Here is a 22,086-nt window from a genome sequence, read left to right on the forward strand (position 1 = left end):
CGTCAGACGGACTCCAGGTGCGCGGCCACGTACGGTACGGCGACCTGCTCCAGGGCGCCGCGGCCGAACGCCGGGTGGACGTTGACCTCGAAGACCACGCCGCCGCTCTCGACAGCAAGGTCGACACCGGCCAACGGCAGGCCGAGGCAGGCGACCGCGCGGATCGCCAGGTCCGCCAGCCCCCGGGGCAGTTCGGCGGCGGTGAGCAGGGCGGAGACGGCGCCACGGCTCTCGTTGCAGGGGGCGTCCGGATCCGCCTGCACGTGTTCGACGACCCGGACCACCCGGCCGTCGAGCACCACCACCCGGTACTGGTGGCGGCGGCCGTCCGGGGTGAAGTTGAGGGCGTCCCGGGCGATCAGCCAGTCCGCCCCGCCGCGCTCGTAGTGCCGTGCGGCGGAGACGAGCTGGGCGTGGGTGGTGACGTGGAAGACGTCGTCGCCGCCCATCCCGACGCAGGGCCGGGCCCAGACATCGCCGCCGAGCCGGTCGAAGGCCTCGGCGGCGGCCCGCGGGCTCGGCCGGGACAGCGAGACGGTCGGCATGTGCGCGACGCCGTCGCGGATGAAGCGGGCCACCGTGAGGTCCTTCTCGGTGGCCGCCCGCCAGGCCTGCACGCCGGTGCCGAGCGAGCGGGCGCCGTGCGCGCCCAGCAGCCGCTGGCAGGGCGCGAAGTCCCGCCGCCGGTGCGGCGGGATCTCGTAGACCACGACGGCGTCGGCCGCCACACTGCGGCCGTCCGCCTCCAGGCGCAGCCCGCCCTCGTCGTCGGGGCGGATCCGGCCGCCACCGCCGGTCATGAAGTGCCGGGCGTCGAGCAGCACGGGCGCCCGGCCGGTGAGGGCCCGGGCGGCGGCCACGAGGACGTCCCGGCTTCCTTCGGTCGAACTGTGATCAGTCAAGAGAACGAGCTCACGTCGACCCATGCGGGTCATGGAAGCGCGGGGCCCGTACCCCGGCAAGGGGGCCCCACGAGCCAACACCCGCCCCACTGGCCGAAACCCGCGCGGACGCGGTGCGCGGACGCCGGTAATTCGGATGCGGACGCTCCACCCGCCCCGTACCCTGGCCAGCATGTCTACGCCCCGAATTTCCTAGCCGACGGACCCACTTCCACGCCACCCGTGTGTCCGTTCGCTGTTTCGGAGCGTTATCCCATGATCACCACTCGTGGTGTCGACCTGCGCGTCGGCGCCCGCCTCCTGCTGTCCGACATCACCGTCCACATCGCCCCCGGCGACCGGATCGGCCTGGTCGGCCGCAACGGTGCCGGCAAGACCACCCTGCTCGCCACCCTCGCCGGAGAGCTCCCGCCCGCCGCCGGGACGGTCACCCGCACCGGCCCCGTCGGCTACCTCCCGCAGGACTCCCGCGCCGCCGACCCGTCCGCCACCGTCACCGACCGCATCCTGTCCGCGCGTGGCCTGGCCACCGCCGTCCGCGCGCTGCGCGCCGCCGAGGAGGCGATGGCGCGGGCCGACGGACCGCACGAGCAGCGCCGGGCGATGGACGCCTACGCCCGCGCCGAGGCCGAGTTCCAGTCCCGGGGCGGTTACGCGGCCGAGGCCGAGGCCGCCCGGGTCGCCGCCGGCCTCGGACTGCCCACCCGGGTCATGGACGCCCCGGTCGGCACCCTCTCCGGCGGCCAGCGCCGCCGGGTCGAGCTGGCCCGGATCCTCTTCGCCGACCACGGCACCCTGCTGCTCGACGAACCCACCAACCACCTCGACGCCGACTCCGTCGCCTGGCTGCGCGGCTTCCTCGCGGCCCACCAGGGCGGGCTGGTCCTGATCAGCCACGACCTCGGCCTGCTCGCCGACACCGTCAACCGGGTCTTCCACCTCGACCCGCAGCGCGCCGCGATCGACGTCCACAACACCGGCTGGCGGGCCTACCTCGACCAGCGCGCGGCCGACGAGCGCCGCCGCACCAGGGAACGGGCCAACGCCGAACGCAAGGCCGCCGCCCTGCACGCCCAGGCCGACCGGATGCGGGCCAACGTCGCCACCGCCACCAGCGCCCGCAGCATGGCCCGCCGCGCCGACCGGATGCTCGCCGACCTCGAACCCGCCCGGCAGGCCGAACGGACGGCCCGGATCCGGCTGCCCGAACCCGCCCCCTGCGGCCGGATGCCGCTCGGCGCGATCAGTCTCGCCAAGGCCTACGCCGGCCGCCCGGTGCTCAGCGGCCTCGACCTGGCCGTCGACCGGGGCAGTCGGATGGTCGTGCTCGGCCTGAACGGCGCCGGCAAGACCACCCTGCTGCGCATCCTGGCCGGCCACGAGAGCCCCGACACCGGACGGGTGGTGCCCGGCCCGGGCCTGCGGCTCGGCTACTTCGCGCAGGAGCACGACACCCTCGACCCGGCGCGCAGTGTCCGCGACAACCTCGCCCAGGCCGCGCCGCACCTGAGCGACGGCGAACTGCGGCACGTCCTCGGCGCGTTCCTGTTCCGGGGCGACGACGCCGACAAGTCGGCCGGGGTCCTCTCGGGCGGTGAGAAGACCCGGCTGGCGCTGGCCGGCCTGGTCCACTCCGGCGCCAACGTCCTGCTGCTCGACGAGCCCACCAACAACCTCGACCCGGCCTCCCGGGCGGAGGTGCTGGCGGCGGTCGGCACCTACCCGGGCGCGATCGTGATGGTCACCCACGACCCGGGTGCCATCGAGGCCCTGCGGCCCGACCGCGTCCTGCTCCTCCCGGACGGCGACGAGGACCTGTGGCACGACTCCTACCTGGAGCTGGTCGCCCTGGCGTGAGCGGCGCCGCCTGACGCCGGCGCGTGACAACGCCACCTGTCGGCCCGGCATCCCGCGCGGCGGCGCTCTCGTCCTCCGGGCGGCGGGCCCGGCGTGCCTCGGGCTGCGGGCCGAGGAAGTACTCGACCGGTTCGAAGGCGGACGCCGGCCCCACGTGCTGGGCGCAGTGGATGCCGCCGGGCCGCGGTACCCGGGATCTCCGACCACCAGGCCTTCACCGGATGACGGCCGGTGACCAGGTCGAAGGCCCCGTCGCCGAACGGCGGCGGCGGCTCGTCCGGGTCCGCGGCCACCACCACGCCCAGCGGGTGCAGCAGGCCGGTGACGCGCGGGACGTTCGGCGGCCAGGACTCGGTGGCTGCCATGGCGGCCGGAAGCGCTCCGCGCTGCGCGGGGGCGGGCGCGCCGGGGGCGGGCTGTCCTGTTCCGCAGCCCGCCGAGGAAGCGCCGGGAGCGGCCGGCCGGGATTCGCGGCTCAGCGGCCTGCGCCGGGGGCTGGGCCGGTCAGGTCTCGCGCTGCGGGTGGTACTCGGACTCGGGTATGCCGAAGGTCCAGGCGACCCCGGCGCGGGCGGTGCGGGTGCTCGGCGGGACGCGCAGCCAGTAGGTGCGGAAGGTGCCGTCGGGCTCGGCGGTCGAGTTGACGACCTCGACCATGACCACCGGTTCGTCGTCGGGCAGGGTGATCCGCCAGAGCACCCCGGTCTCGTCGCGGTGGATGGGCTCGGCTCCGGAGTCGGCCAGGTAGCGCTCGTAGCCGTAGTGCTCCAGCAGGACGCGGCGCAGTTCGGCGTTCTCCTCGGTACGGATCCGCTCGACGGTGACGTCGGCCAGCCCGGCCAGGAACTCGGCGGGCACGGGCATGCCGCGCCAGGCGTGCAGGGCGAAGCCGTCGGCGTACTCCAGGGCGGGGCCGTCCGCCCGGTCGAGGCGCCCGGCCTCGTCGCGGTGCAGCGCGACGGGGCGCTCGCTGACCAGCGCGACGTCCTGGTACGGCCACCACCAGCCGGCCTCGCGGGCCACCCCGGCGAGCGGCGCGACTGCCTCGGCGCTGCCCCCGGCCTCGGCGGAGGCGGCCTCGAAGGCGGCGAACCAGGGAGCGTCGTGCTGGCCGCGCACGGCGTCGAGCAGGGCGAGCCGGACGGTGGTGCGCCGGGCGCGGGCGGCGGCGGCCGCGTCGTCCGGGGCCTCCTCACGGTCGGCCTCGGGGGCGAGCCGGTCGAGGACCGCCGTACGGATGCGGTCGGCGAGCGGGGTGGTGACCGGGCCGAGCTCGCCGCCGGTGAGTGCCCAGTGCGCCGCCCACCCGGCCGCGCCGACCTCCTCGACGGCCCGCCGCCGGGCCTGTTCCCAGGGCCCGGTGCGCACGGCCTCGCGCACGCTCACCGCGCCGGCGGCCCGCAGCTGCAGCGCAGCCTCGGCGGCGGCGAACGGCGAGCCGAACCAGCGGACGGCCGTGGGCTCGGGCAGCCCGGCCGCCCGGTAGGCGGCCCGGACCGCGTGCTCGGCCGCCGGCCGGTCGGCCGGACCGGTGGCCGCCGCAGCGGCCCGCCAGCGGGCCGTCACCTCGGCGGGCCCGGCCGTCACCGCGCCCGCCGGGCGGTCGGGAATCGTCGTCTCCATCGTCTGCTCCGTTCCCGGCCGGGCTCCCCGCCCGGCCGCCTGCTTCCGTTCCGTTCGGCACTGCGTGTTCCACGCCGCAGATTCCGCGTCGCACGCCGCGCCCGCCCACCCGTCTACGCACCGTCGGCCGTCGCCCGACGCCCGGCCACCCGTCCGTCAGCCGCCCGTCAGCCGCCCGTCCGCTCGTCGGGCTCCGCGTCAGTCCGCGACCACCCGTACTGCACCCGGGGTGTACTCGCGCTGGCGCACCACCCGGTACCAGCTCTTCGGCAGCGGTATCGCCGCATGCTCCTCGTGCACCACCCGGCCGCCCTCGGGCAGGTGCAGCCAGCCCGCGCCGAACGGACCGGCCTCCCGGCGCAGTTCCCCGGGACCGACCACGGCGTGCGCGTGGCCGGTGACCTCCCCGAGGGCCAGCACCATCCGGCCCCGGCCGTCCCGGGGCCGGACGGCCAGCGTGGCCACCCGGGGCGGCACGGCGCCCTCCTCGACCGGCACGATCAGCACATCGCCCTGGCGGTACATCAGTCCTCCCTCGCCGTACGGTCGGGCCCCGGCGGCAGCCGGAACCCCGGGCTCCACCGCGTTGTTCGCGGTCACGTTCCGGAGCCACGACCAGAACGTAGAGCAAGGGTCTGACAACGCGCCCGGCCGACCACCCGGCCACCGGATTGTCGGACCCGACTGGTAGACACGTGTTCGGCCCCGACCCCTGAGGAGCAGCGCATGACCGTCAACCACCACATCGAGCAGTTCCACGGTCTCCCGGTCTTCGACTTCGTCCAGGCCCTGGACGAGGCCGCCGACGCCGGCGACGCGGCAGCCGTGACCCTGCCGGAGCCGGCGGCGGCCGCCTGGCGGATCGGCCTGCACTACGACTCCGAGGAGGCCTTCACCGAGCGCTGGCGGCAGTTCCTCGACACGGTCGACACCGAGCGCGTGACGGCCGTGGTGATCGGCCCGTGGTTCTCCGACGAGCCGGAGGAGCTCGACGCCGCCCTGGCCGCGATCGTCGAGGCGGCGGGCCGGCTGCCCGCACTGCGAGGGCTCTTCGTCGGCGACGTCACGTACGAGGAGAGCGAGATCTCCTGGTTGGAGATGTGCGACGTCACCCCGCTGCTGACGGCCTATCCCGAGCTGACCGAGCTGGTGGTGCGCGGCGGCAACGACTTGAAGCTGACACCCGTGCGCCACGAGGCGCTTCGAGCACTGCGCTTCGAGGCCGGCGGCCTGCCGGCCGCAGTCGTGCGGGCAGTGGCCGGCTGCGACTTCCCCACCCTGGAGCGGCTCGAACTCTGGCTCGGCGTCGACAACTACGGCGGCGACGCCACGCTGAACGACCTCGCCCCCTTCCTGGACGGCACACGCTTCCCCGCGGTGCGCCATCTGGGCCTGCAGAACAGCGAGTTCGAGGACGCCATCGCGGCCGCCGTGGCGCACGCGCCGGTGGTGGCCCGGCTGGAGTCGCTCAGCCTCGCCATGGGCGTACTGACCGACCAGGGCGCCACCGCCCTGCTGGAGGGCCAGCCCCTCACCCACCTGCGCGCCCTCGACCTGCACCACCACTTCCTCACCGGGGAGGTGCAGCAGCGCCTCACCGAGTCCCTGCCGGGTGTCGAGATCGACCTCTCCGAGGCCGGAAAGCCCGACGACCGGTGGCGTTACGTCGCCGTGGCCGAGTAGCCGTCACCGACCGCGCGCCCGACACCGCCGCACCGACCAGCCAGCCCACCACGCCCATCCGTCTGGAGCCGACATGACCGTCTCCCTCCACCCCGACCGCTTCCACGACCTGCCGATCCGCGACTTCACCCCCGACGACGGCACCCGCACGCCGCCCGTCGTCGGCTCGGTCGCCTGGCGGCTCGCCCTGGACTACGACGCGAAGCACGACTTCGCGCAGCTCTGGCAGACCTTCCTCGACGCCGTCGACCCTGCCGGGGTCCGCGCCCTGGTGATCGGGCCCTGGTGGCGCGGCGACTACGTCTCCGTAGCCGCCACCGTCGCCGCCATCGCCGCGGACGCGGAGCGCCTGCCCGCCCTGGAGGCGCTCTTCCTCGGGGACGTGACCTACGACGAGTGCGAGATCTCCTGGATGGAGATGGGGGACGTCACCCCGCTGCTGACGGCCTTCCCCGGGCTGACCGAGCTGACCGTCCGAGGCGGCACGGGCCTGAGCCTCCAGCCGGTGCGGCACGACCGGCTGGCCGCGCTGCGCTTCGAGGCCGGCGGCCTGCCGGCCCGGGTGGTGCGGGCGGTGGCGGGTTCCGAGCTGCCGGCGCTGGAGCGCCTGACGCTCTGGCTCGGTGTGGACGAGTACGGCGGTGACGCCACGATCGACGACCTCGGCCCCTTCCTGGGCGGCGCCCGCCTCCCGAGCCTGCGCCACCTCGGGCTGGCCAACAGCGAGTTCCAGGACGAGATCGCCTCGGCCGTCGCGCACGCGCCCGTGGTGGCCAGGCTGGAGTCGCTCGACCTGTCCATGGGCGTGCTCTCCGACGAGGGCGCCGCCGCCCTGCTGGAGGGCCAGCCGCTCACCCACCTGCGCGCCCTCGACCTGCACCACCACTACGTCAGCGAGGAACTGCAGCAGCGCCTCACCGAGTCCCTGCCCGGGGTCGCGCTCGACCTCTCCGAGGCCGAGGACCCCGACGAGGACGAGGACGACGGGGACCGCTACGTCGCGGTCGCCGAGTAGGCGGGTGACGGCACGATGACACCGCGGCTGACCGTTCTCGGCAATCCCGGACACCGGCGGGTGACGCTGTTCGCCGCCGCCGCCCGGGCCACCGGGCTGCCCGAGCCCGCCGTCCTGCCCTGGCTGGACGTGCTGCGCGGCGACTACCGGCTGCCCGAGGACGGCCTGCTGCGGATCGAGTCGCCCGGCGAGGAAGCCCTGGTCGACGAACTGCTGCGCGGCCCGGCGCTCGGCCCGTCCTACGCACCGACCCGGGTCGAGGGCACGGCCGCCTGGTACGCGGGGGTGACGGCCGCACTGCGCGAGCTGGCCGGGCGCCCCGGCGTACGGCTGCTGGGCGATCCGGAGGAGATCGCCGTGATGTTCGACAAACGGCGGGCACACGCACTCCTCGCCGCCGCCGGGGTGCCGGTACCCCGGGCGCTGGGCGGCGAGGTCACCGGCTGGGAGCAGTTGCGCGGGCGGCTGGCCGCGGCCGGCCTGCGCCGGGTCTTCGTCAAGCCCGCGCACGGCTCCTCCGCCTCCGGGGTGACGGCCCTGCAGTTCGGGCCGCGCGGGCAGGTCCTGGCCACCACTTCGGTCGAGCTGGCCGACGGGCTGCTGCACAACTCGCTGCGGGTCCGCCACTACCGCAGCGAGCGGGAGGTGGCCGAGATCATCGACCGGCTGGCACCGGACGGGCTGCACGTCGAGCAGTGGATCCCGAAGGCCGCGCAGTCCGGCCGCTCGGCCGACCTGCGCGTGGTGGTGGTCGCCGGCCGGGCCACCCACGCGGTGGTGCGCACGAGCGCGCAACCGATGACCAACCTGCACCTCGGCGGCGCCCGGGGCAGCCTCGACCTGGCCCGGGAGGCCGCCGGGCCCGCATGGTCGGCCCTACTGGAGACGGCCGAGCGCGCGGCGGCCTGCTTCCCCGGCTCGTTGATGGTCGGGGTCGACGTCCTGCCCACGGCCGGCTGGCGGCGCGCCCTGGTCGGCGAGGTCAACGCCTTCGGCGACCTGCTCCCCAACCTCACCGGCCTGCCCGGTGGCCCCGGCGAGGGCCTCGACACCTACGGCGCCCAGCTCGCCGCCCTCACCGGGGCCACCGACCGCACCACCGGAGCGCCCCTCCCCGCTCCGACGGACCACCAGATCACGGAACCCTCCCGATGAACCACCAGACCTCCCCCCACACCCAGGCTCCCGCTCCGACCCCCGACATGAACGCGGTCGTCGGCACACACGAGCTGCTGCTCGTCACACTCGACACGCTCCGCTTCGACGTCGCCGAGGAACTGGCCGCCGCAGGCCGGATCCCGCACCTCGCCGCCTTCCTCCCTGGCGGCCGTTGGGAGCGCCGGCACGCGCCCGGCAGCTTCACCTACGCCTCCCACCAGGCGATCCTGGCCGGTTTCCTACCCACCCCGGCCTCCCCCGACGGCCCCCACCCGCGCCTGTTCGCGGCCCGCTTCGCCGGCTCCGAGAGCACCGCCCCGCGTACCTGGGTGTTCGACGCGCCGGATCTGCCGACCGCCCTCGCCGCCGCCGGCTACCGGACGGTCTGCATCGGCGGCGTGGGCTTCTTCAACAAGCAGGGCCCGCTCGGCTCGGTGCTGCCCGGCCTGTTCCAGGAGAGCCACTGGGAGCCCGGGATGGGCGTGCCGTCCCCGACGTCCTTCGAGGAGCAGGTCGCCCGGGCGGAGCGGATCGCCGCCGAACAGCCCGCCGGGCAACCGCTGTTCCTGTTCCTGAACGTCTCGGCACTGCACCAGCCCAACTGGTTCCACCTGCCCGGCGCCACCCGTGAGCACGGCGATTCCCGGGCCAGCCACGCCGCCGCCCTGGAGTACGTCGACGCCCACATCGGTCGGCTCTTCGCGGCGATGAGCGCCCGCCGCCCCTGCTTCGCGATCGTCTGCTCCGACCACGGCACGGCGTACGGCGAGGACGGCTACACCGGGCACCGGATCGGCCACGAGGTGGTCTGGACCGTCCCGTACGCCCACTTCACCATCCCCACAGCCGTCCCCGATGCCGCCGCCGCAACCGCCGCTGCCGTCCCTGCCACCGCCACCGCCACCGCCACCGCCACCGCCACCGTCGAGGAGCGCGCATGACCACCGCACCCCCGCGGCCCGACTCGCCCTACCAGTCCTACGTCTACGCCTACCCGCACAAGACCGCCTACCGCCCGCTGCCCGAGCGCCCGGGGCTGCGCGAGCTGTGGGCGGGCGAGGCGCAGGACGCACTCTCGCTCTACCTGCACATCCCGTTCTGCGAGGTCCGGTGCGGCTTCTGCAACCTGTTCACCAGGATCGGCAGCCCCGAGGGCCTGACCACCGCGTACCTGGACGCCCTGGAGCGCCAGGCGGTGGCCGTCCGCACCGCGCTGGACGAGGGCGCGCGCTTCGCGCTGGCCGCCTTCGGCGGCGGCACACCCACCTATCTCACGGCCCGCGAGCTGGAGCGGCTGTGCGACATCGCCGAGCGGCGGATGGGCGCCGACCTGCGGGCGATACCGCTCTCGGTGGAGGCCTCTCCCGCCACCGCGACCGCCGACCGGCTGGAGGTCCTGGCCGCCCGGGGCACCACTCGGCTGAGCCTGGGCATACAGTCCTTCGTCGACGCCGAGGCCCGCTCCGCCGTGCGCCCGCAGAAGCGGGCCGAGGTGGAGGCCGCCCTCGACCGGATCCGTGCCGCCGGGTTCCCGGTGCTCAACATCGACCTCATCTACGGCATCGACGGCCAGTCCGAGGCCAGTTGGCTCCACTCGCTGGACGCCGCGCTCGCCTGGCAGCCCGAGGAGCTGTACCTCTACCCGCTCTACGTGCGCCCGCTCACCGGCCTGGCCCGGCGCGGCGAGCAGGAGAGCCACTCCTCCTGGGACACCCGCCGGCTCGCGCTCTACCGCGCCGGCCGCGACCACCTGCTGGCCCACGGCTACCAGCAGGTGTCGATGCGGATGTTCCGCCGCGCCGCTTCCCCGCAGGCCGGGGCGAGCGAGTACGCCTGCCAGACGGACGGCATGGTCGGCCTGGGCTGCGGCGCCCGCTCCTACACCTCGCGGCTGCACTACTCCTTCGACTACGCGGTGAACGCCACCGAGGTGCGCGGAATCATCGACGACTTCGTCGCCACCGAGGACTTCCACCACGCCGAGGTGGGCCACCGGATGAGCGGCGAGGAGCCACGCCGGCGGCACCTGGTGCAGTCCCTGCTCCAGGCCGAGGGCATGCCACTGGCCAACTACCGGGCCCGCTTCGGCAGCACACCGGCCGCCGACTTCCCGGCGGAACTGGCCGAGTTCACCGCCCGCGGCTGGCTCGCCGATGACCAGGACCGCCTGGTGCTCAGCCCGGAGGGCCTGGCGCACTCGGACGCGGTCGGGCCGATGCTGTTCTCGCCCGACGTCCGGGCCCTGATGACGGCGTACGAGGCGAAATGACCTTCCTCGGGCTGCCGTCCACCACCCCGCCCGCACCGCGCACACCGAGCGCCGAGAGCGCACCGGCCGGCGAGACCGGCGCGGCCGACCGTGGGCGCGACCTCACCCTGCTCTACCGTGGCCCGCTCGCCTCCTGCGACTACGACTGCCCCTACTGCCCGTTCGCCAAGCGCCGCGACACACCCGATCAACTGCGCGCCGACCGCGCGGCCTTGGAGCGGTTCACCGGCTGGGCGGCCGGACGGACGGGCAGCGGCGACACCCTCGCCGTGCTGTTCACGCCCTGGGGCGAGGGCTTGGTGCGGTCGTGGTACCGACGAACGCTGGTCCAGCTGAGCAAGCTCCCGCACGTACGCCGGGTGGCGATCCAGACCAACCTCAGCTGCCGGACCGACTGGCTCGCCGAGGCCGATCCCGACACCCTCGCGCTCTGGGTGACGTACCACCCCGGCCAGGTCACCCGGGAACGCTTCCTCGCCAAGTGCCGGGAGCTGGACGCCCTGGGCGTGCGCTACAGCGTCGGCGTGGTCGGCCAGCCCGAGCACCTGGCCGAGGCCCGCCGGCTGCGCGCCGAGCTCGCCGCAGGCGTCTACCTCTGGGTCAACGCCGCCGAGGGCCGTACCTACACCGACGCCGAGGCCGCAGACTGGGCGGCCGTCGACCCGCACTTCGGCTACAGCCGGCACGCCCACCCCAGCGCCGACCGTCCCTGCCGCACCGGCGAGTCCGTGCTCTCCGTGGACGGCGACGGCACCGTCCGCCGCTGCCACTTCGTCCGGGACGTCCTCGGCAACCTGTACGACGGCTCCTACCGCACCCGACTACGGTCGCGCGGCTGCCCGTTGCCGATCTGCGACTGCCACATCGGCTACGTCCACCTGGAGACCCTGCCGCTGTACGAGCTGTTCGGCGCCGGCGTGCTGGAGCGGGTGCCACACGACTGGCCACAGCGCGGCTGAGACCGGGCGGCGGGACGCGGCAACACCCGGCAGTCGCCCGCACACGCCCCGCCGCCACCCACCGCACCGTGGGCGCCCGCCCGCCGACGTCCCTAGCCTGGAAGCAGGAGGAGGCGAAGCGCCATGCTTGGAGACGCACCACTGCAAGCCGTCATCCCCGCCGCCGACCTCGCCCGCGCGAGGAGTTTCTACACCGACACCCTCGGCCTCAAGCTCGCCGAGGAGACCGACGAGGAACTGGTCTGCGACTGCGGCGGCACCCAGTTCACGATCTACCACACCCCCAGCGGCGGACAGGCCGCCCACACCCTCGCCAGCTTCAAGGTCACCGACCTCGACGACGCGATGTCCGCTCTGCGTGAGCGCGGCATCACGTTCGAGGAGTACGACTTCCCCGGGCTGAAGACCGTCAACGGCATCGCCGAACGCGACAATCTGCGCGCTGCCTGGTTCAAGGACAGCGAGGGCAACATCCTCTGCCTGGCCCAGTCCGTCGGCCGTTAGCGCCCCCGGGCCCGATCCGCTGCCCCGCCCGCTCACCACGAGCAGACGGGGCAGCGGCCCCGGGACCGCCGGACGACCGGCCCCCACCCGCAACGGCCGGGCCAGTACGACCGGTTCTGCTCCTGCCCGGCCCGGACAGGGGTCAGCGCATGCCCTCGTTGCGGGGAACCCCGTGCCGCAGCCGGTGCTCCGCGAGGCGCTTCCGGTCGACGACGTGATCCGCCGTCTCTCGCAGTCGGCCCACCACGGAGCTGTCGTCGCGGCTCACCACCGTGAGGTCGTCGTTGACGATCAGCATCCCGAAGTCGAACATCACGTGGTGGTTGGGACACAGGCAGAGAACGTTGTCGACGGTGTCCGATCCGTGGTGCGGTCTCCCCAGGGGCGTGATGTGTGCGGCCTCGGCGTAGGCGCCGCCCGGGACCATGATGCGGACGTCGCACACCTGACAGGTGTAGTCGTGCGCACGTTTCACGTGGGTGGCGATCGCGGTGTTCCGGACGACGCGCTCGACCGATGTCGCGGATCGGACCGGCCCCGCCTCCCGACCGTCCTCATCCGTCGAAGCCGTCACCCGATCCGCCACCCGCTCGGTCACCCGCTCCGTCACCGATGCCGCTACCGGAGCCGTCACCCGATCCGATACCCGGGCGACTGCCGCAGCCTGTTCGGCCGGGGGAAAGGCGACCAGGCGGAACCGCCACACGAGGAAACCGCCGGAGGAGGTCTCGGACCAGAGGTCCTCGACCCGGAAGAGCCCGTCGTAGCGGTACAAGGAGCGGGTCGCGGTGGTGACTCCCCGGACCACGCGGACCGGGGCCCCGGTCGCCGCGCTCGTCGCCAGGGCCGCGTTGCCGCGCGTCAGCTGCTGGTTCCGGGCCGGCTGCCCCGTCTGCGGGCTCCGCCCGCCCTCCCCGGTGTAGAGGATCACATCACCGAGATCCTCGTCCTCCTCGTACCCACCGGAGACCACGATCGATTCCGCGCCGAGTTCTCGCAGACCGCAGATACCGGCCTGGAGCGGCCGGTGCACGCCGGCGAGCGAGAGCGTCCGGCGGTTGTCGAACTCCTGGCCCAGTCGTACGCCCGGCACCGGCCCGATGCCGTCGGGGAACGGGCCGAACTCGACGGGAGCCTGCCCTTCCGGGAGGGCCGTGGCCAGTTCCCTCACCCTCGCCCGCTCCTCCTGCCGCGCCGTCTGGGCGCGGAAGAGCACCTCCCCGAGGAAGGTGTCCCGGGTGGCCGCCAGCCAGGCGCTGTCATCGGCGCGCAGCGCGGACAGCCCGTCGAAGAGTTCGCGAAGCCGCGACTCCGTCGGAATGGTCCGTCCGTCCAGGTAGGAGTCGAGGGTTCGCGCGCTCAGGCCGCAGTGGCGCGCCACCCGTTCGGTCGACGGGTCGCCGACCTTGCTCCACAGTCCGCGCAGCGCGCGGGTGAAGTCCTCCTCCTCGGGCGTGCGGCCCGCCGTCGCCGCGCCCTGCCGCCGGGCCGCCTCCGCGAGGCCTTCCTCGGCGGTACGTCGCCGGTCGTGCCACTGCCGCCGTTCGAGCTCGCTGCCGCTGCCCCACGCCTCGACCATGGCGTCCAGGTTCTTGGCGCTCGGCAGGCGGGATCCGTTCAGGGCGGCGTAGACCGCCGTCCGCGAGGCGCCTCGCGCGACGACCGTCTCGACCGTGCCCCGGGACCGTTCCTTGAGTTCGCGGAGCTCGCGGGCAAAGGAGACCAGCGGGCCCGTTCCACTCAGCGGGAGCCTGCGCGCCATATCCCCACCGTGATATTCCTCACATTCCCTCTCCCGTTTCCTGTGGTGTGAGTCACATCGGTGACACCAGTGCGCCCCTGACCTGGACCAACATCCACTTCCTCAAGTCCCGCGATGTTTTCTGCGGTTTTTCAGCCTTCCGCAGCTCTGTCATCGTAGCCACTGTCGGTACGAGCCGTACGCCCCACAACGGAGCGACGGCTCCCTGCGTCAACAGGAAGCCGTCATCACTCGTAGCCCCACCAACACCCGGAGAACTACATGCACGAGGGTACGGGGATTCCCGCGTCGGGCGGAAGCGCCCAGGCCACGGGCACCGCACCGCCCGCACCGGGCCCCCGCTGGCTCGCTCCGGCCGGAGTCGCCGCGACCGGCGCAGGCCCGGTCGCGGCCGGGTTCCAGAGCAACAACACCATCGCGATCATCTCGGCGGCCCCGAGCCTCGTCGTGGTGCTGCTGTTCTTCTTCGGGGTCGTCTGCCCGGCGGTCTGGTCGCGCAAGGCCCCGCGCAAGAAGGCGGCCCTCAACGTGCTCAACACCCTCATCGGGCGGAGTCCCACGAGCCCCACGATCCTGCCGCCCCGACGGTAGGCCCACGACCACACCACACCACACCGCACCACGCCCGTTCCCCATACCCGACCCCCGACGCCGCCCACCCCGCCTGCGGACGGACAGCTCCGGTGGCGGGGCGGGCCGGGCTGGCCTTGACTGGGGCGGATCGTTGCCCCACTGCGGGAGGACCGAGGGATGAGGTCGGTGAGGGAGGCCGCCGGCCGTTGGCGGGAACGGCTGGCCAGGGGGCGCGGGCGGTGGGAGCGGGAGCGGGCCGAGGCCGAGCGGCGCTTCCCCGTGATCACCGAGCTGACGGCCCGGCTGCTCTCCCCCGGACTGCTGGACGCCGCCACCCGGATGGCCTCCCAGATCTTCCTGACCTCCGTACCGCTGCTGTTCGCGGTGGCCGCGTTCGCCCCGGCCGACGTGCGGGACCAACTGGTGGCCTCGCTCCGCGCGCTGTTCGGCGTCTCCGGCGCCTCGGACCAGGAGCTGCGCCAGGCGCTGTACGGCAACGGGGACCTGCGAGGCACCACCGGAATCATCGGCGTGCTGATGGCACTGCTGTCGGCGACCAGTTGCAGCCGCGCGGTGGCCCGGGTCTGCGAGCACGCCTGGCGGCTGCCGAAGGCCGGTACCCGGACGGCGGCCTGGCGGTGGCTGCTGTGGATCGTGGCCTGGCTGACGGTGCTGGTCTTCCAGGGCTCGCTCCGGGACGGCTTCGGCGTCGGCTTCTGGCTGGGCCTGCCGCTCACCTTCGCGGCGTCCTTCGTGGTCTGGTGGTGGACCACCCACCTGCTGTTGAGCGCCCGGGTCGGCTGGCTGCCGCTGCTGCCCGGCGCGCTGCTGACGGCCGCCGCGGCCACCGCGATGTCGCTGACCGCTCATGTCTACATGCCGGGCGCGCTGAACCGCAGTCTGGCCCAGTACGGTTCGCTGGGGCTGGTGCTGATACTGCTGTCCTGGCTGATCGCGCTCTGCGCCGCCATCACCTTCTCCGTCACGGCGGGGGCGGTACTGGCCCAGGGGCCCCCGCTGAACGTCTACCTGGGCGCGCCCGCCCCGGGGCCCCCGCGCACCACCGGCTGATCAGCCACCACCAACCCCCCAACGCCACCGCCGCCACCGCCACCGCCACCGCCACCGTCAACGCCACCGTCAACGCCGGCGCAGCCGCCGTCGGACGAGCCGGCCCGTGGCGACCGGGTCCCAGGAGCCCGGGCGGTCCCGGGTCAGCGGATAGCAGGCCAAGCCGATCAGCACGGCGCTGAAGTGGCCGATGCTGGTGTAGTCCCGGCTCTGCGCGACGCCCAGGCCGTAGAAGACCAGCACACCGGCCACATACAGGTACCGCCAGGGCCGCACGATCAGATAGGTGAGCACCGCGACCACCCCGGCGAGCGCGTAGCTGACGCCGTAGTCGAGCGTGTAGACGGCCCTCGGCGGGGCGATGCCGCGGTGGATCGCCCACCCGAGCAGGCCCTCGCTGAGGTAGGTCGCGCCGACGTGCGCGATCATCGCCACCGAGATCCAGCGCAGGGTGCCGAGCCAGCGTTCGGCGGGCACGTGGAAGAGGTTGTAGAGCAGGAAGTAGCCCAGCCACCCGGCGCCCGCGATCCACAGTGCGCTGGTGATCAGCACCCGCACCGGTGAGACCTGGAGGTGGTGCAGGTTGGTCGAGCGCCGTTCCAGGATCCGGTCGGCGGTCGCGCTGTCGACGTGGCGGATCACCTGCGTGGTGGCGAGCAGGATCGCCAGCCAGACGTAGGTGCCCGGGGCCCGGCGGACATAGGTCCGGACCGCGCGCGCGAGGCGTGCCCACCAGGGGCGCCGGTGTCCGGGCGCGTTGGTGGTGCCACCGGTCATCGGCGCCTCCTCGACGGTTCCCTTCACCCTCACCCGGGGCGGCCCCCGGCGCGCCGGCGCGCTGCGCCCTTCGGGTGAGCGGGTCTCGCGGACGGTCTCCCGCGGTACCCCTTCGCCTTCGGTACGGCGCCCGGGCCGGGCCCGTCGCCACGATCGGGTGATAGTACGGGACGGCTACACTCCGTCTGCCGACAGCAGGGGGAAGGGCGGGACGCGTGAACACGACGCTCAGCACAGCGTTACTGATCGTGATCGGCGTGGCGGTGGCGGTCCGGCTGGTGAGCCTGCCGCTGCTGCTGCGCTTTCAGCGGGACGTGCGGCAGCGGGCCTTGGCGGCCCTGAGCGGCGGCACCGGCGCGAAGGGCCTCGCCACGCTGTTCGGCGAGGTCGCGGTGGGGCTCGTCTGCGCCGGCGGGCTGACGGCCCTGATGAGCCCCCAGGGCACCGTCACCTCCCATGTGCTGCAGATGCCGATCGACGATTCGAATTCCCACTACCTGGCCGTCGGACTGCACCTTCCGCGCGACGGCGCGAGGTACTACTACCTCGGGTCGGTGCTGACCGTCCTGGTGCTCTGGCTGCTGCTCTGGTTCCTGACCCAGCGCAGCCTGCTGCGCACCGGCATGCCTCCGGCGGTGTGGTCGAGCGGCTCGACCCGGCTCCGGGTGGCCGGCTGGTTCGTCCTGCGCGGGGTGCTCGGGGTGTTCGTGCTGCCGGTCGGACTGCTGCTGGCCGCCCTGGTGTTCCAGATCGTCGCCGTGGTGGCCGCCGGGCGCCACCGCTCCACCGCCCCGTCCACAGCGGCGGTCCCGCCCACGACGACGCCCGCGTTCCCGCCCGCACAACCCGCACAACCCGTACAACCCGGACCGTTCGCACCGACGGCCCCGTACGCCCCGGCTTCCCCGTACGCACCGGGCTCCCCGTACGCCCCGGCGCCCGTCGGCGCCGTCCCGCACCAGCCCCTGCGCGCGGGCGAACCGCGCACCATCGGCGGCTACCACCTGCTCGGCCGGATCGGTTCCGGCGGAATGGGCACCGTGTACCTGGCCCGGCGCGAGGGCGCGGCGACGCAGGTGGCACTGAAGACCATCAACGTCGAACTCCTCGACAACGCCGAGCTGCTGCTCCGCTTCGAGCGCGAGGCCGAGGTGCTGGCCATGGTCTCCGGTGCCTACACCGCCCGGGTGCTCGACGGCGGGGTGGACGACGGCCGACCGTACCTGGCGATGGAGCTGCTGGACGGTCGCCCGCTGGACGCCCATCTGCGCGAGCAGGGGCCGGTCCGCTCGCCGGAGGCACTGCGGGCCCTGGCGCTGGCGCTGGCGGTGGCCCTGTCCGGGGTGCACCGGCTCGGCCTGATCCACCGGGACCTCAAGCCGGCCAACATCATGCTGACCACCGCGGGCCCGCGGCTGCTCGACTTCGGCATCGCGGCGCTGGTCGACGGCACCCGGCTCACCATGACGGGCGGCGGCCCCGGCACCCTCACCTACATGGCACCCGAGCAGTTCGGCGAGGACCGGGTCGGCACGGCCGCGGACATCTGGGCCTGGGCCTGCTGCGTGGTCTGCGCGGCGCACGGCGCCAGCCCGTTCGCGGCGACCAGCACGGGCGCGGTGATCCGCCGGATCGTGGACACCGGGCCCGAGCCCGCCGCGCTGGCCGCCGTCCACGCCCTGGACCCGGCGCTGGCCGCCGTGGTGGTCCGCGCGCTGAACGCCGACCCGGCCGGGCGCCCGGCGGACGGCGCGGCGCTGCTGGAGCTGCTGACGGCCGCTCCGGCCCCGGGCGTCCCGGCGCCGAACGCGAGTTCGGTCCGCGAGGAGATCACCCGGGGCTGGCGTACGCTGGCGCTCTGACCGCCCGGAACGGGCCGCCGGGGGCTGCCGGGCGGCACCACCGGGACCGCACAGCGAGGGCGACGGGCACGATGAGCGAGCGCGGCACGACGATCGCACCTGCGGGTATCGACGCCGGCCCCGGAGCGCGGCACCCGGCGTTGCGCGTGGTGGACCGACTGCGGCTGACCACGGTGTACGTGCTGCTGCTGACCGCGACGGCCTGCTGGCTGGCCGGCCAGAGCCACGGCGCCCGCGCCCGGTTCGTCCGGCACAACAGCAGCAACGTCCACCACATGGAGGTCGGCAAGTGGTGGACGATGTTCACCAGCGGGCTGGTGGTCGACGGGGTGCCAGCCTGGGCGGGCATCGCGGCGGTGGCCGTGGTGCTGGGCCTGGCCGAGTGGCGCTGGGGCCCGGCCCGGGCCGGCGCGGTCTTCGTCTTCGGGCACCTGGGCGCCACCCTGCTCACCGAGGGCGCCATGTGGGTGATGCTCACCGCCCGGATCCCGGGGGCGCTGTCCCGGGCGCGTGACGTCGGCATCAGCTACGGGCTGGTCGGCACCGCCGGCTGCCTGCTGGCCCTGGGCCCGGCTCCGCTGCGCCGGTTCGGGTTGCCCGCGCTCGGGCTGGGGCTGGCCGTGACCTGGGCGCTGGACCAGCAACTGGCCGACGCCGGGCACCTGGTGGCGCTCGGCCTCGGCGCGCTGGCCGCGCGGACGCCCTGGCTGCGCAGCCGGGCGCGGGCCCGGGCCCGACTGCCGGTCTCCGCCACGCGCTGACGGCCCTCCGATGTTCCTCCCCTCGCTCCTCCCGGGGTCTTGCGATCACCCCCGCCCCGAGTAATGCTGATTACATGATTACAACCTCGCCCGAAGAGCTCCGGGGGTGGTTCACCGGCCGCCTCCCCGCCGACCTGTTCACCGATCTCGTCGAGATCACCGCGGACCGCGAAGAGATCATCATCGTCGGCCGCATCACCGAGCCCACCCTCGACCGGACGGCCTCGGACGCCGAGCGCGAAGCGGCGTTCGAGGGCCGGATCGCCGAGTTCCGCGACCGGACCAGGGACGCCCGGATCGCCGTCGCCCGGGAGGCCGAGCACCGTTACGGCCGCAAGGTCTCCTGGGGCGCCGAGTGCGGCGACCTGAGGGGCATGTTCACCACCCTCTCCGCCCCCGTCATGACCCGGCTGCGCCAGCCCGAACGGCAGGTGCTCGACACCCTGGTGGAGGCGGGCGTCGCCCGCAGCCGCAGCGAGGCGCTCGCCTGGTGCGTCCGCCTGGTGCAGCGCCACTCCGACACCTGGCTCACCGAACTGCGCGAGTCGCTGGAGAACGTCCGCCGCCTGCGCGCCCAGGGGCCGGACGCCGACAGCACCTCCTGACCCCCCTCACCCAACCTCACCCAACGCGCCTGGGAGAGGACCGGGTTGACGCCATGCGACCACCGAGCGGCCACGGCGGGGGGCGGCATCAGGAGCGGCCACCCCTCGCCGAGCCGATCGTATGCTCTTGCGGTACTCTGCAAACCTATGCCAGAGTGCGGGCATCGGATACGCCGAATCCCCTCACACGTCGCTAAGTCAGGAGCCCGCGCCTCGCGGGTCAAGGGTGCATGCATGTCGAAGGTCTTGAGCAAGCTGCCGGTCGGTGAACGGATCGGCATCGCATTCTCCGGTGGATTGGACACCTCCGTCGCCGTCGCGTGGATGCGCGAGCACGGCGCCGTCCCCTACGCCTACACGGCCGACATCGGCCAGTACGACGAGCCGAACCTCGCCGACGTCCCGGCTCGCGGCCGCGCCTACGGCGCCGAGCAGGCCCGGCTGGTCGACTGCCGGGCGGCGCTGGTCGAGGAGGGCCTGGCCGCCCTCGCCTGCGGCGCCTTCCACATCCGCTCCGCCGGGCAGACGTACTTCAACACCACCCCGCTCGGCCGCGCCGTGACCGGCACCCTGCTGGTCCGCGCGATGCACGAGGACGAGGTCTCCATCTGGGGCGACGGCTCCACCTACAAGGGCAACGACATCGAGCGGTTCTACCGCTACGGTCTGCTCGCCAACCCCAGCCTGCGGATCTACAAGCCGTGGCTGGACCAGCGGTTCGTCACCGAGCTCGGCGGCCGCAAGGAGATGTCCGCCTGGCTCTCCGAGCGCGACCTGCCGTACCGCGACTCCGCCGAGAAGGCCTACTCCACCGACGCCAACATCTGGGGCGCCACCCACGAGGCCAAGCGGCTGGAGTACCTGGACACCTCGATGGAGATCGTCAGCCCGATCATGGGCGTGGCCTTCTGGGACCCGGCGGTCGAGATCCAGACCGAGGACGTGACGATCGAGTTCGAGTTCGGCCGTCCGGTCCGCATCAACGGCCGGGCGTTCGCCGACGCCGTCGAGCTGGTGCACGAGGCCAACCGGATCGGCGGGCGCCACGGCCTGGGCATGTCGGACCAGATCGAGAACCGCATCATCGAGGCCAAGAGCCGCGGCATCTACGAGGCCCCTGGCATGGCGCTGCTGCACACCGCCTACGAGCGGCTGCTCAACGCGATCCACAACGAGGACACCGTCGCCACCTACCACACCCAGGGCCGTCGGCTCGGGCGGCTGCTGTACGAGGGCCGCTGGTTCGACCCGCAGTCGCTGATGCTCCGCGACAGCCTGCAGCGCTGGGTCGGCCAGCCGGTCACCGGCAGCGTCACGCTTCGGCTGCGCCGCGGCCAGGACTACTCGGTGCTCGACACCCAGGGCCCGAACCTCAGCTACCACCCCGAGAAGCTGTCCATGGAGCGCAGCGTCGACGCCGCGTTCGTCCCGGACGACCGCATCGGCCAGCTGACCATGCGCAACCTCGACATCGCCGACTCGCGCGACAAGCTGGAGCAGTACGCGGTGCACGGCCAGCTGGCGCCGTGGAGCGGCCTGATCGGCGAGCTGGCGCCCGGCGGGGCTGCGCCGATCGCCGCCGCCGGCCCGGACGCCGAGGCGCTGGCGGCCAAGTCCACCGCGCTCGACAGCGCCGCGATCGAGTCGGGCACCGACTGATCCGCTGCCGTCATCACCGCCGAGGGCCGCCGCACCACACCGGTGCGGCGGCCCTCGGCGGTTCCGGGCGAACCGCGTCCGTTCCGGGCCCGAGGGCGTGTTTCATCATTCCCGCCGGGCGCGCGGCGTTGGGCGCTGATCCGACGCGAATGATGAGACACGCCCCAGCCCTCCGGACCTCACCCGCACAGCGGCCCCGGCCGTGCGCGGCGGCCCCGGGCGTAGCTGAATGGGGCAGACGTGTGCCCGGCGGGAGCAGGCCCGGGCGACGGCTTCACCGGACGGCCCCGGGCAGCGGCTCCACCGGACGCGGGCCCGGGCGGCGGCCCCGCCGGGCGGGCCCGGGCGACGGCGAGGAGGCGGGAGCGGGATGGGCGAGGCGGTCGGTTCGATGCTGGCGTCGGCGGTGGGCATCGCGATCAGCCCGCCGGCGCTGGTCGCGGTGGTCCTGATGCTGGCCGCACCGCGCGGGCGGACCATCGGGCTCGCCTTCGCGGCCGGCTGGGCGGCCGGCCTGGCGGCGGTGGTGGCGGTCGTGGTGGCGGCGGGCAGCGCACTGGCCTCGGGTGGCGGCCGACCGGCCTGGCCGTACTGGCTGGAGCTCGCGCTGGGCGTCCTGTTCGTCCTGATGACCTGGAAGCAGTGGCGCGACCGGCCCCGCGCGGGGCACGTCACCGCGCCGCCGAGGTGGATGCGGGAGGTGGGCCGCTTCAGCGCGGGCCGGTCGGCCGGTCTCGCGGTGGCCCTGGTCACCGCCGGCCCCAAGAACCTGGCGCTGGCCGTCGGCGGCGCGGCCTCGATCGCCGCCAGTACGGCCGGGGTCGGGGGCAGGGTGGCGGCCGCCGCGCTGATGGTGCTGATCGGTTCGCTGTGCACGCTGCTTCCGCTCGTGGTCCACCTGCTCCGCGGGGACCGCTCGGCGCGGACCCTCGGGGAGTGGAAGGCCTGGCTGGCCACGCACAGCACGGCGATCACGACCACCGTGCTGGCCGTGGTCGGGGCCGGGTACGTCGGCGACGCCATCACCGGGCTCGCGTGAGCCGGAC

General features: G+C 74.0%; 20 protein-coding genes and 1 pseudogene. 15 read left to right on the forward strand and 6 right to left on the reverse strand.

All coding sequences use genetic code 11. The features are described from left to right. Window positions 1-2: 2 nt before the first annotated feature. Window positions 3-902, reverse strand: coding sequence for a RimK family alpha-L-glutamate ligase (locus ACIQVZ_RS25050; protein ID WP_402452940.1), 900 nt, complete (start codon window positions 900-902; stop codon window positions 3-5). Window positions 903-1,157: 255 nt separating this feature from the next. Between ACIQVZ_RS25050 and ACIQVZ_RS25055 the strand changes: the two genes are divergently transcribed. Beyond that, window positions 1,158-2,759: an ABC-F family ATP-binding cassette domain-containing protein gene (locus ACIQVZ_RS25055; RefSeq protein WP_402452942.1), complete on the forward strand. Its 1,602-nt coding sequence runs from the start codon at window positions 1,158-1,160 to the stop codon at window positions 2,757-2,759. Window positions 2,760-2,802: 43 nt separating this feature from the next. Here ACIQVZ_RS25055 and ACIQVZ_RS25060 read toward each other — a convergent pair. The 3 genes and pseudogenes from ACIQVZ_RS25060 to ACIQVZ_RS25070 form a co-directional block, all read right to left on the reverse strand. Further along, window positions 2,803-3,136, reverse strand: a pseudogene (locus tag ACIQVZ_RS25060) (SAM-dependent methyltransferase); the annotation flags it as partial. A 127-nt stretch (window positions 3,137-3,263) separates the two neighbouring features. Beyond that, entirely contained in the window at window positions 3,264-4,382 is a 1,119-nt protein-coding gene (locus ACIQVZ_RS25065) for a DUF6745 domain-containing protein (RefSeq protein ID WP_402452944.1), read from the reverse strand. A 198-nt stretch (window positions 4,383-4,580) separates the two neighbouring features. After that, window positions 4,581-4,907, reverse strand: a complete 327-nt coding sequence (locus tag ACIQVZ_RS25070; RefSeq protein ID WP_350882739.1) for a hypothetical protein — start codon at window positions 4,905-4,907, stop codon at window positions 4,581-4,583. Between the two features lie 201 nt (window positions 4,908-5,108). Here ACIQVZ_RS25070 and ACIQVZ_RS25075 point away from each other — a divergent pair, with 201 nt between their 5' ends. From ACIQVZ_RS25075 to ACIQVZ_RS25105, 7 genes are all read left to right on the forward strand, one after another. Then, the gene (locus ACIQVZ_RS25075; RefSeq protein WP_402452947.1) at window positions 5,109-6,065 is read left to right on the forward strand and encodes an STM4015 family protein; all 957 of its coding nucleotides are present in this window, start codon (window positions 5,109-5,111) and stop codon (window positions 6,063-6,065) included. 73 nt (window positions 6,066-6,138) lie between these two features. Further along, a complete protein-coding gene (locus ACIQVZ_RS25080) occupies window positions 6,139-7,080 on the forward strand; it encodes an STM4015 family protein (RefSeq protein ID WP_402452949.1) in 942 nt (313 codons plus the stop codon). Between the two features lie 15 nt (window positions 7,081-7,095). After that, on the forward strand, window positions 7,096-8,235 hold the full coding sequence (locus tag ACIQVZ_RS25085; RefSeq protein WP_402452951.1) for an STM4014 family protein: 1,140 nt from the start codon (window positions 7,096-7,098) through the stop codon (window positions 8,233-8,235). A 47-nt stretch (window positions 8,236-8,282) separates the two neighbouring features. After that, window positions 8,283-9,179, forward strand: a complete 897-nt coding sequence (locus ACIQVZ_RS25090; RefSeq protein WP_402453066.1) for an STM4013/SEN3800 family hydrolase — start codon at window positions 8,283-8,285, stop codon at window positions 9,177-9,179. Beyond that, complete coding sequence (locus ACIQVZ_RS25095; RefSeq protein ID WP_402452953.1) at window positions 9,176-10,507, forward strand: STM4012 family radical SAM protein; 1,332 nt, start codon at window positions 9,176-9,178, stop codon at window positions 10,505-10,507. Before ACIQVZ_RS25090 ends, ACIQVZ_RS25095 begins: the two co-directional genes overlap by 4 nt. After that, entirely contained in the window at window positions 10,504-11,466 is a 963-nt protein-coding gene (locus ACIQVZ_RS25100; RefSeq protein WP_402452955.1) for an STM4011 family radical SAM protein, read from the forward strand. Before ACIQVZ_RS25095 ends, ACIQVZ_RS25100 begins: the two co-directional genes overlap by 4 nt. Window positions 11,467-11,589: 123 nt before the next feature. Then, window positions 11,590-11,970 carry a VOC family protein gene (locus tag ACIQVZ_RS25105; protein ID WP_350882727.1) on the forward strand — a complete coding sequence of 127 codons (381 nt, stop codon included), beginning with the start codon at window positions 11,590-11,592 and terminating at the stop codon, window positions 11,968-11,970. Window positions 11,971-12,112: 142 nt separating this feature from the next. Here ACIQVZ_RS25105 and ACIQVZ_RS25110 read toward each other — a convergent pair whose 3' ends face one another. Continuing rightward, window positions 12,113-13,732 (reverse strand): YDG/SRA domain-containing protein, encoded by a 1,620-nt coding sequence (locus tag ACIQVZ_RS25110; RefSeq protein ID WP_402452957.1) that lies wholly within the window; start codon window positions 13,730-13,732, stop codon window positions 12,113-12,115. A 261-nt stretch (window positions 13,733-13,993) separates the two neighbouring features. On the opposite strand from ACIQVZ_RS25110, the gene ACIQVZ_RS25115 reads away from it, so the two are divergent. Both ACIQVZ_RS25115 and ACIQVZ_RS25120 read left to right on the forward strand, forming a co-directional pair. Then, a complete protein-coding gene (locus tag ACIQVZ_RS25115; RefSeq protein WP_402452958.1) occupies window positions 13,994-14,323 on the forward strand; it encodes a hypothetical protein in 330 nt (109 codons plus the stop codon). Between the two features lie 159 nt (window positions 14,324-14,482). Next, a complete protein-coding gene (locus ACIQVZ_RS25120) occupies window positions 14,483-15,376 on the forward strand; it encodes a YhjD/YihY/BrkB family envelope integrity protein (protein WP_350882721.1) in 894 nt (297 codons plus the stop codon). A gap of 69 nt (window positions 15,377-15,445) precedes the next feature. On the opposite strand, the gene ACIQVZ_RS25125 is transcribed toward ACIQVZ_RS25120, so the two are convergent. Next, complete coding sequence (locus tag ACIQVZ_RS25125) at window positions 15,446-16,153, reverse strand: rhomboid-like protein (protein ID WP_402452960.1); 708 nt, start codon at window positions 16,151-16,153, stop codon at window positions 15,446-15,448. Window positions 16,154-16,368: 215 nt separating this feature from the next. Here ACIQVZ_RS25125 and ACIQVZ_RS25130 point away from each other — a divergent pair, with 215 nt between their 5' ends. From ACIQVZ_RS25130 to ACIQVZ_RS25150, 5 genes are all read left to right on the forward strand, one after another. Next, window positions 16,369-18,015, forward strand: a complete 1,647-nt coding sequence (locus ACIQVZ_RS25130; protein WP_402452962.1) for a serine/threonine-protein kinase — start codon at window positions 16,369-16,371, stop codon at window positions 18,013-18,015. Window positions 18,016-18,086: 71 nt separating this feature from the next. Further along, window positions 18,087-18,776, forward strand: a complete 690-nt coding sequence (locus tag ACIQVZ_RS25135) for a rhomboid-like protein (protein WP_402452965.1) — start codon at window positions 18,087-18,089, stop codon at window positions 18,774-18,776. 74 nt (window positions 18,777-18,850) lie between these two features. Beyond that, entirely contained in the window at window positions 18,851-19,381 is a 531-nt protein-coding gene (locus ACIQVZ_RS25140; protein ID WP_402452967.1) for a hypothetical protein, read from the forward strand. 234 nt (window positions 19,382-19,615) lie between these two features. Next, a complete protein-coding gene (gene argG, locus ACIQVZ_RS25145; RefSeq protein WP_350882711.1) occupies window positions 19,616-21,040 on the forward strand; it encodes an argininosuccinate synthase in 1,425 nt (474 codons plus the stop codon). Between the two features lie 370 nt (window positions 21,041-21,410). Further along, the gene (locus ACIQVZ_RS25150; RefSeq protein WP_402452969.1) at window positions 21,411-22,079 is read left to right on the forward strand and encodes a GAP family protein; all 669 of its coding nucleotides are present in this window, start codon (window positions 21,411-21,413) and stop codon (window positions 22,077-22,079) included. Window positions 22,080-22,086: the final 7 nt, after the last annotated feature.

Origin of the sequence: Kitasatospora sp. NPDC098663 (genome assembly GCF_044760075.1) — a bacterium.
In the GTDB taxonomy this organism is placed as follows: domain Bacteria; phylum Actinomycetota; class Actinomycetes; order Streptomycetales; family Streptomycetaceae; genus Kitasatospora.

Coding starts and splice junctions, on each gene's coding strand:
- ACIQVZ_RS25065 (WP_402452944.1), bottom strand. CDS start 4,382: ATGGAGACGACGATTCCCGACCGCCCGGCGGGCGCGGTGACGGCCGGG.
- ACIQVZ_RS25080 (WP_402452949.1), top strand. CDS start 6,139: ATGACCGTCTCCCTCCACCCCGACCGCTTCCACGACCTGCCGATCCGC.
- ACIQVZ_RS25055 (WP_402452942.1), top strand. CDS start 1,158: ATGATCACCACTCGTGGTGTCGACCTGCGCGTCGGCGCCCGCCTCCTG.
- ACIQVZ_RS25140 (WP_402452967.1), top strand. CDS start 18,851: ATGATTACAACCTCGCCCGAAGAGCTCCGGGGGTGGTTCACCGGCCGC.
- ACIQVZ_RS25075 (WP_402452947.1), top strand. CDS start 5,109: ATGACCGTCAACCACCACATCGAGCAGTTCCACGGTCTCCCGGTCTTC.
- ACIQVZ_RS25100 (WP_402452955.1), top strand. CDS start 10,504: ATGACCTTCCTCGGGCTGCCGTCCACCACCCCGCCCGCACCGCGCACA.
- ACIQVZ_RS25125 (WP_402452960.1), bottom strand. CDS start 16,153: ATGACCGGTGGCACCACCAACGCGCCCGGACACCGGCGCCCCTGGTGG.
- ACIQVZ_RS25105 (WP_350882727.1), top strand. CDS start 11,590: ATGCTTGGAGACGCACCACTGCAAGCCGTCATCCCCGCCGCCGACCTC.
- ACIQVZ_RS25135 (WP_402452965.1), top strand. CDS start 18,087: ATGAGCGAGCGCGGCACGACGATCGCACCTGCGGGTATCGACGCCGGC.
- ACIQVZ_RS25120 (WP_350882721.1), top strand. CDS start 14,483: ATGAGGTCGGTGAGGGAGGCCGCCGGCCGTTGGCGGGAACGGCTGGCC.
- ACIQVZ_RS25090 (WP_402453066.1), top strand. CDS start 8,283: ATGAACGCGGTCGTCGGCACACACGAGCTGCTGCTCGTCACACTCGAC.
- ACIQVZ_RS25150 (WP_402452969.1), top strand. CDS start 21,411: ATGGGCGAGGCGGTCGGTTCGATGCTGGCGTCGGCGGTGGGCATCGCG.
- ACIQVZ_RS25115 (WP_402452958.1), top strand. CDS start 13,994: ATGCACGAGGGTACGGGGATTCCCGCGTCGGGCGGAAGCGCCCAGGCC.
- argG (WP_350882711.1), top strand. CDS start 19,616: ATGTCGAAGGTCTTGAGCAAGCTGCCGGTCGGTGAACGGATCGGCATC.
- ACIQVZ_RS25070 (WP_350882739.1), bottom strand. CDS start 4,907: ATGTACCGCCAGGGCGATGTGCTGATCGTGCCGGTCGAGGAGGGCGCC.
- ACIQVZ_RS25095 (WP_402452953.1), top strand. CDS start 9,176: ATGACCACCGCACCCCCGCGGCCCGACTCGCCCTACCAGTCCTACGTC.
- ACIQVZ_RS25110 (WP_402452957.1), bottom strand. CDS start 13,732: ATGGCGCGCAGGCTCCCGCTGAGTGGAACGGGCCCGCTGGTCTCCTTT.
- ACIQVZ_RS25085 (WP_402452951.1), top strand. CDS start 7,096: ATGACACCGCGGCTGACCGTTCTCGGCAATCCCGGACACCGGCGGGTG.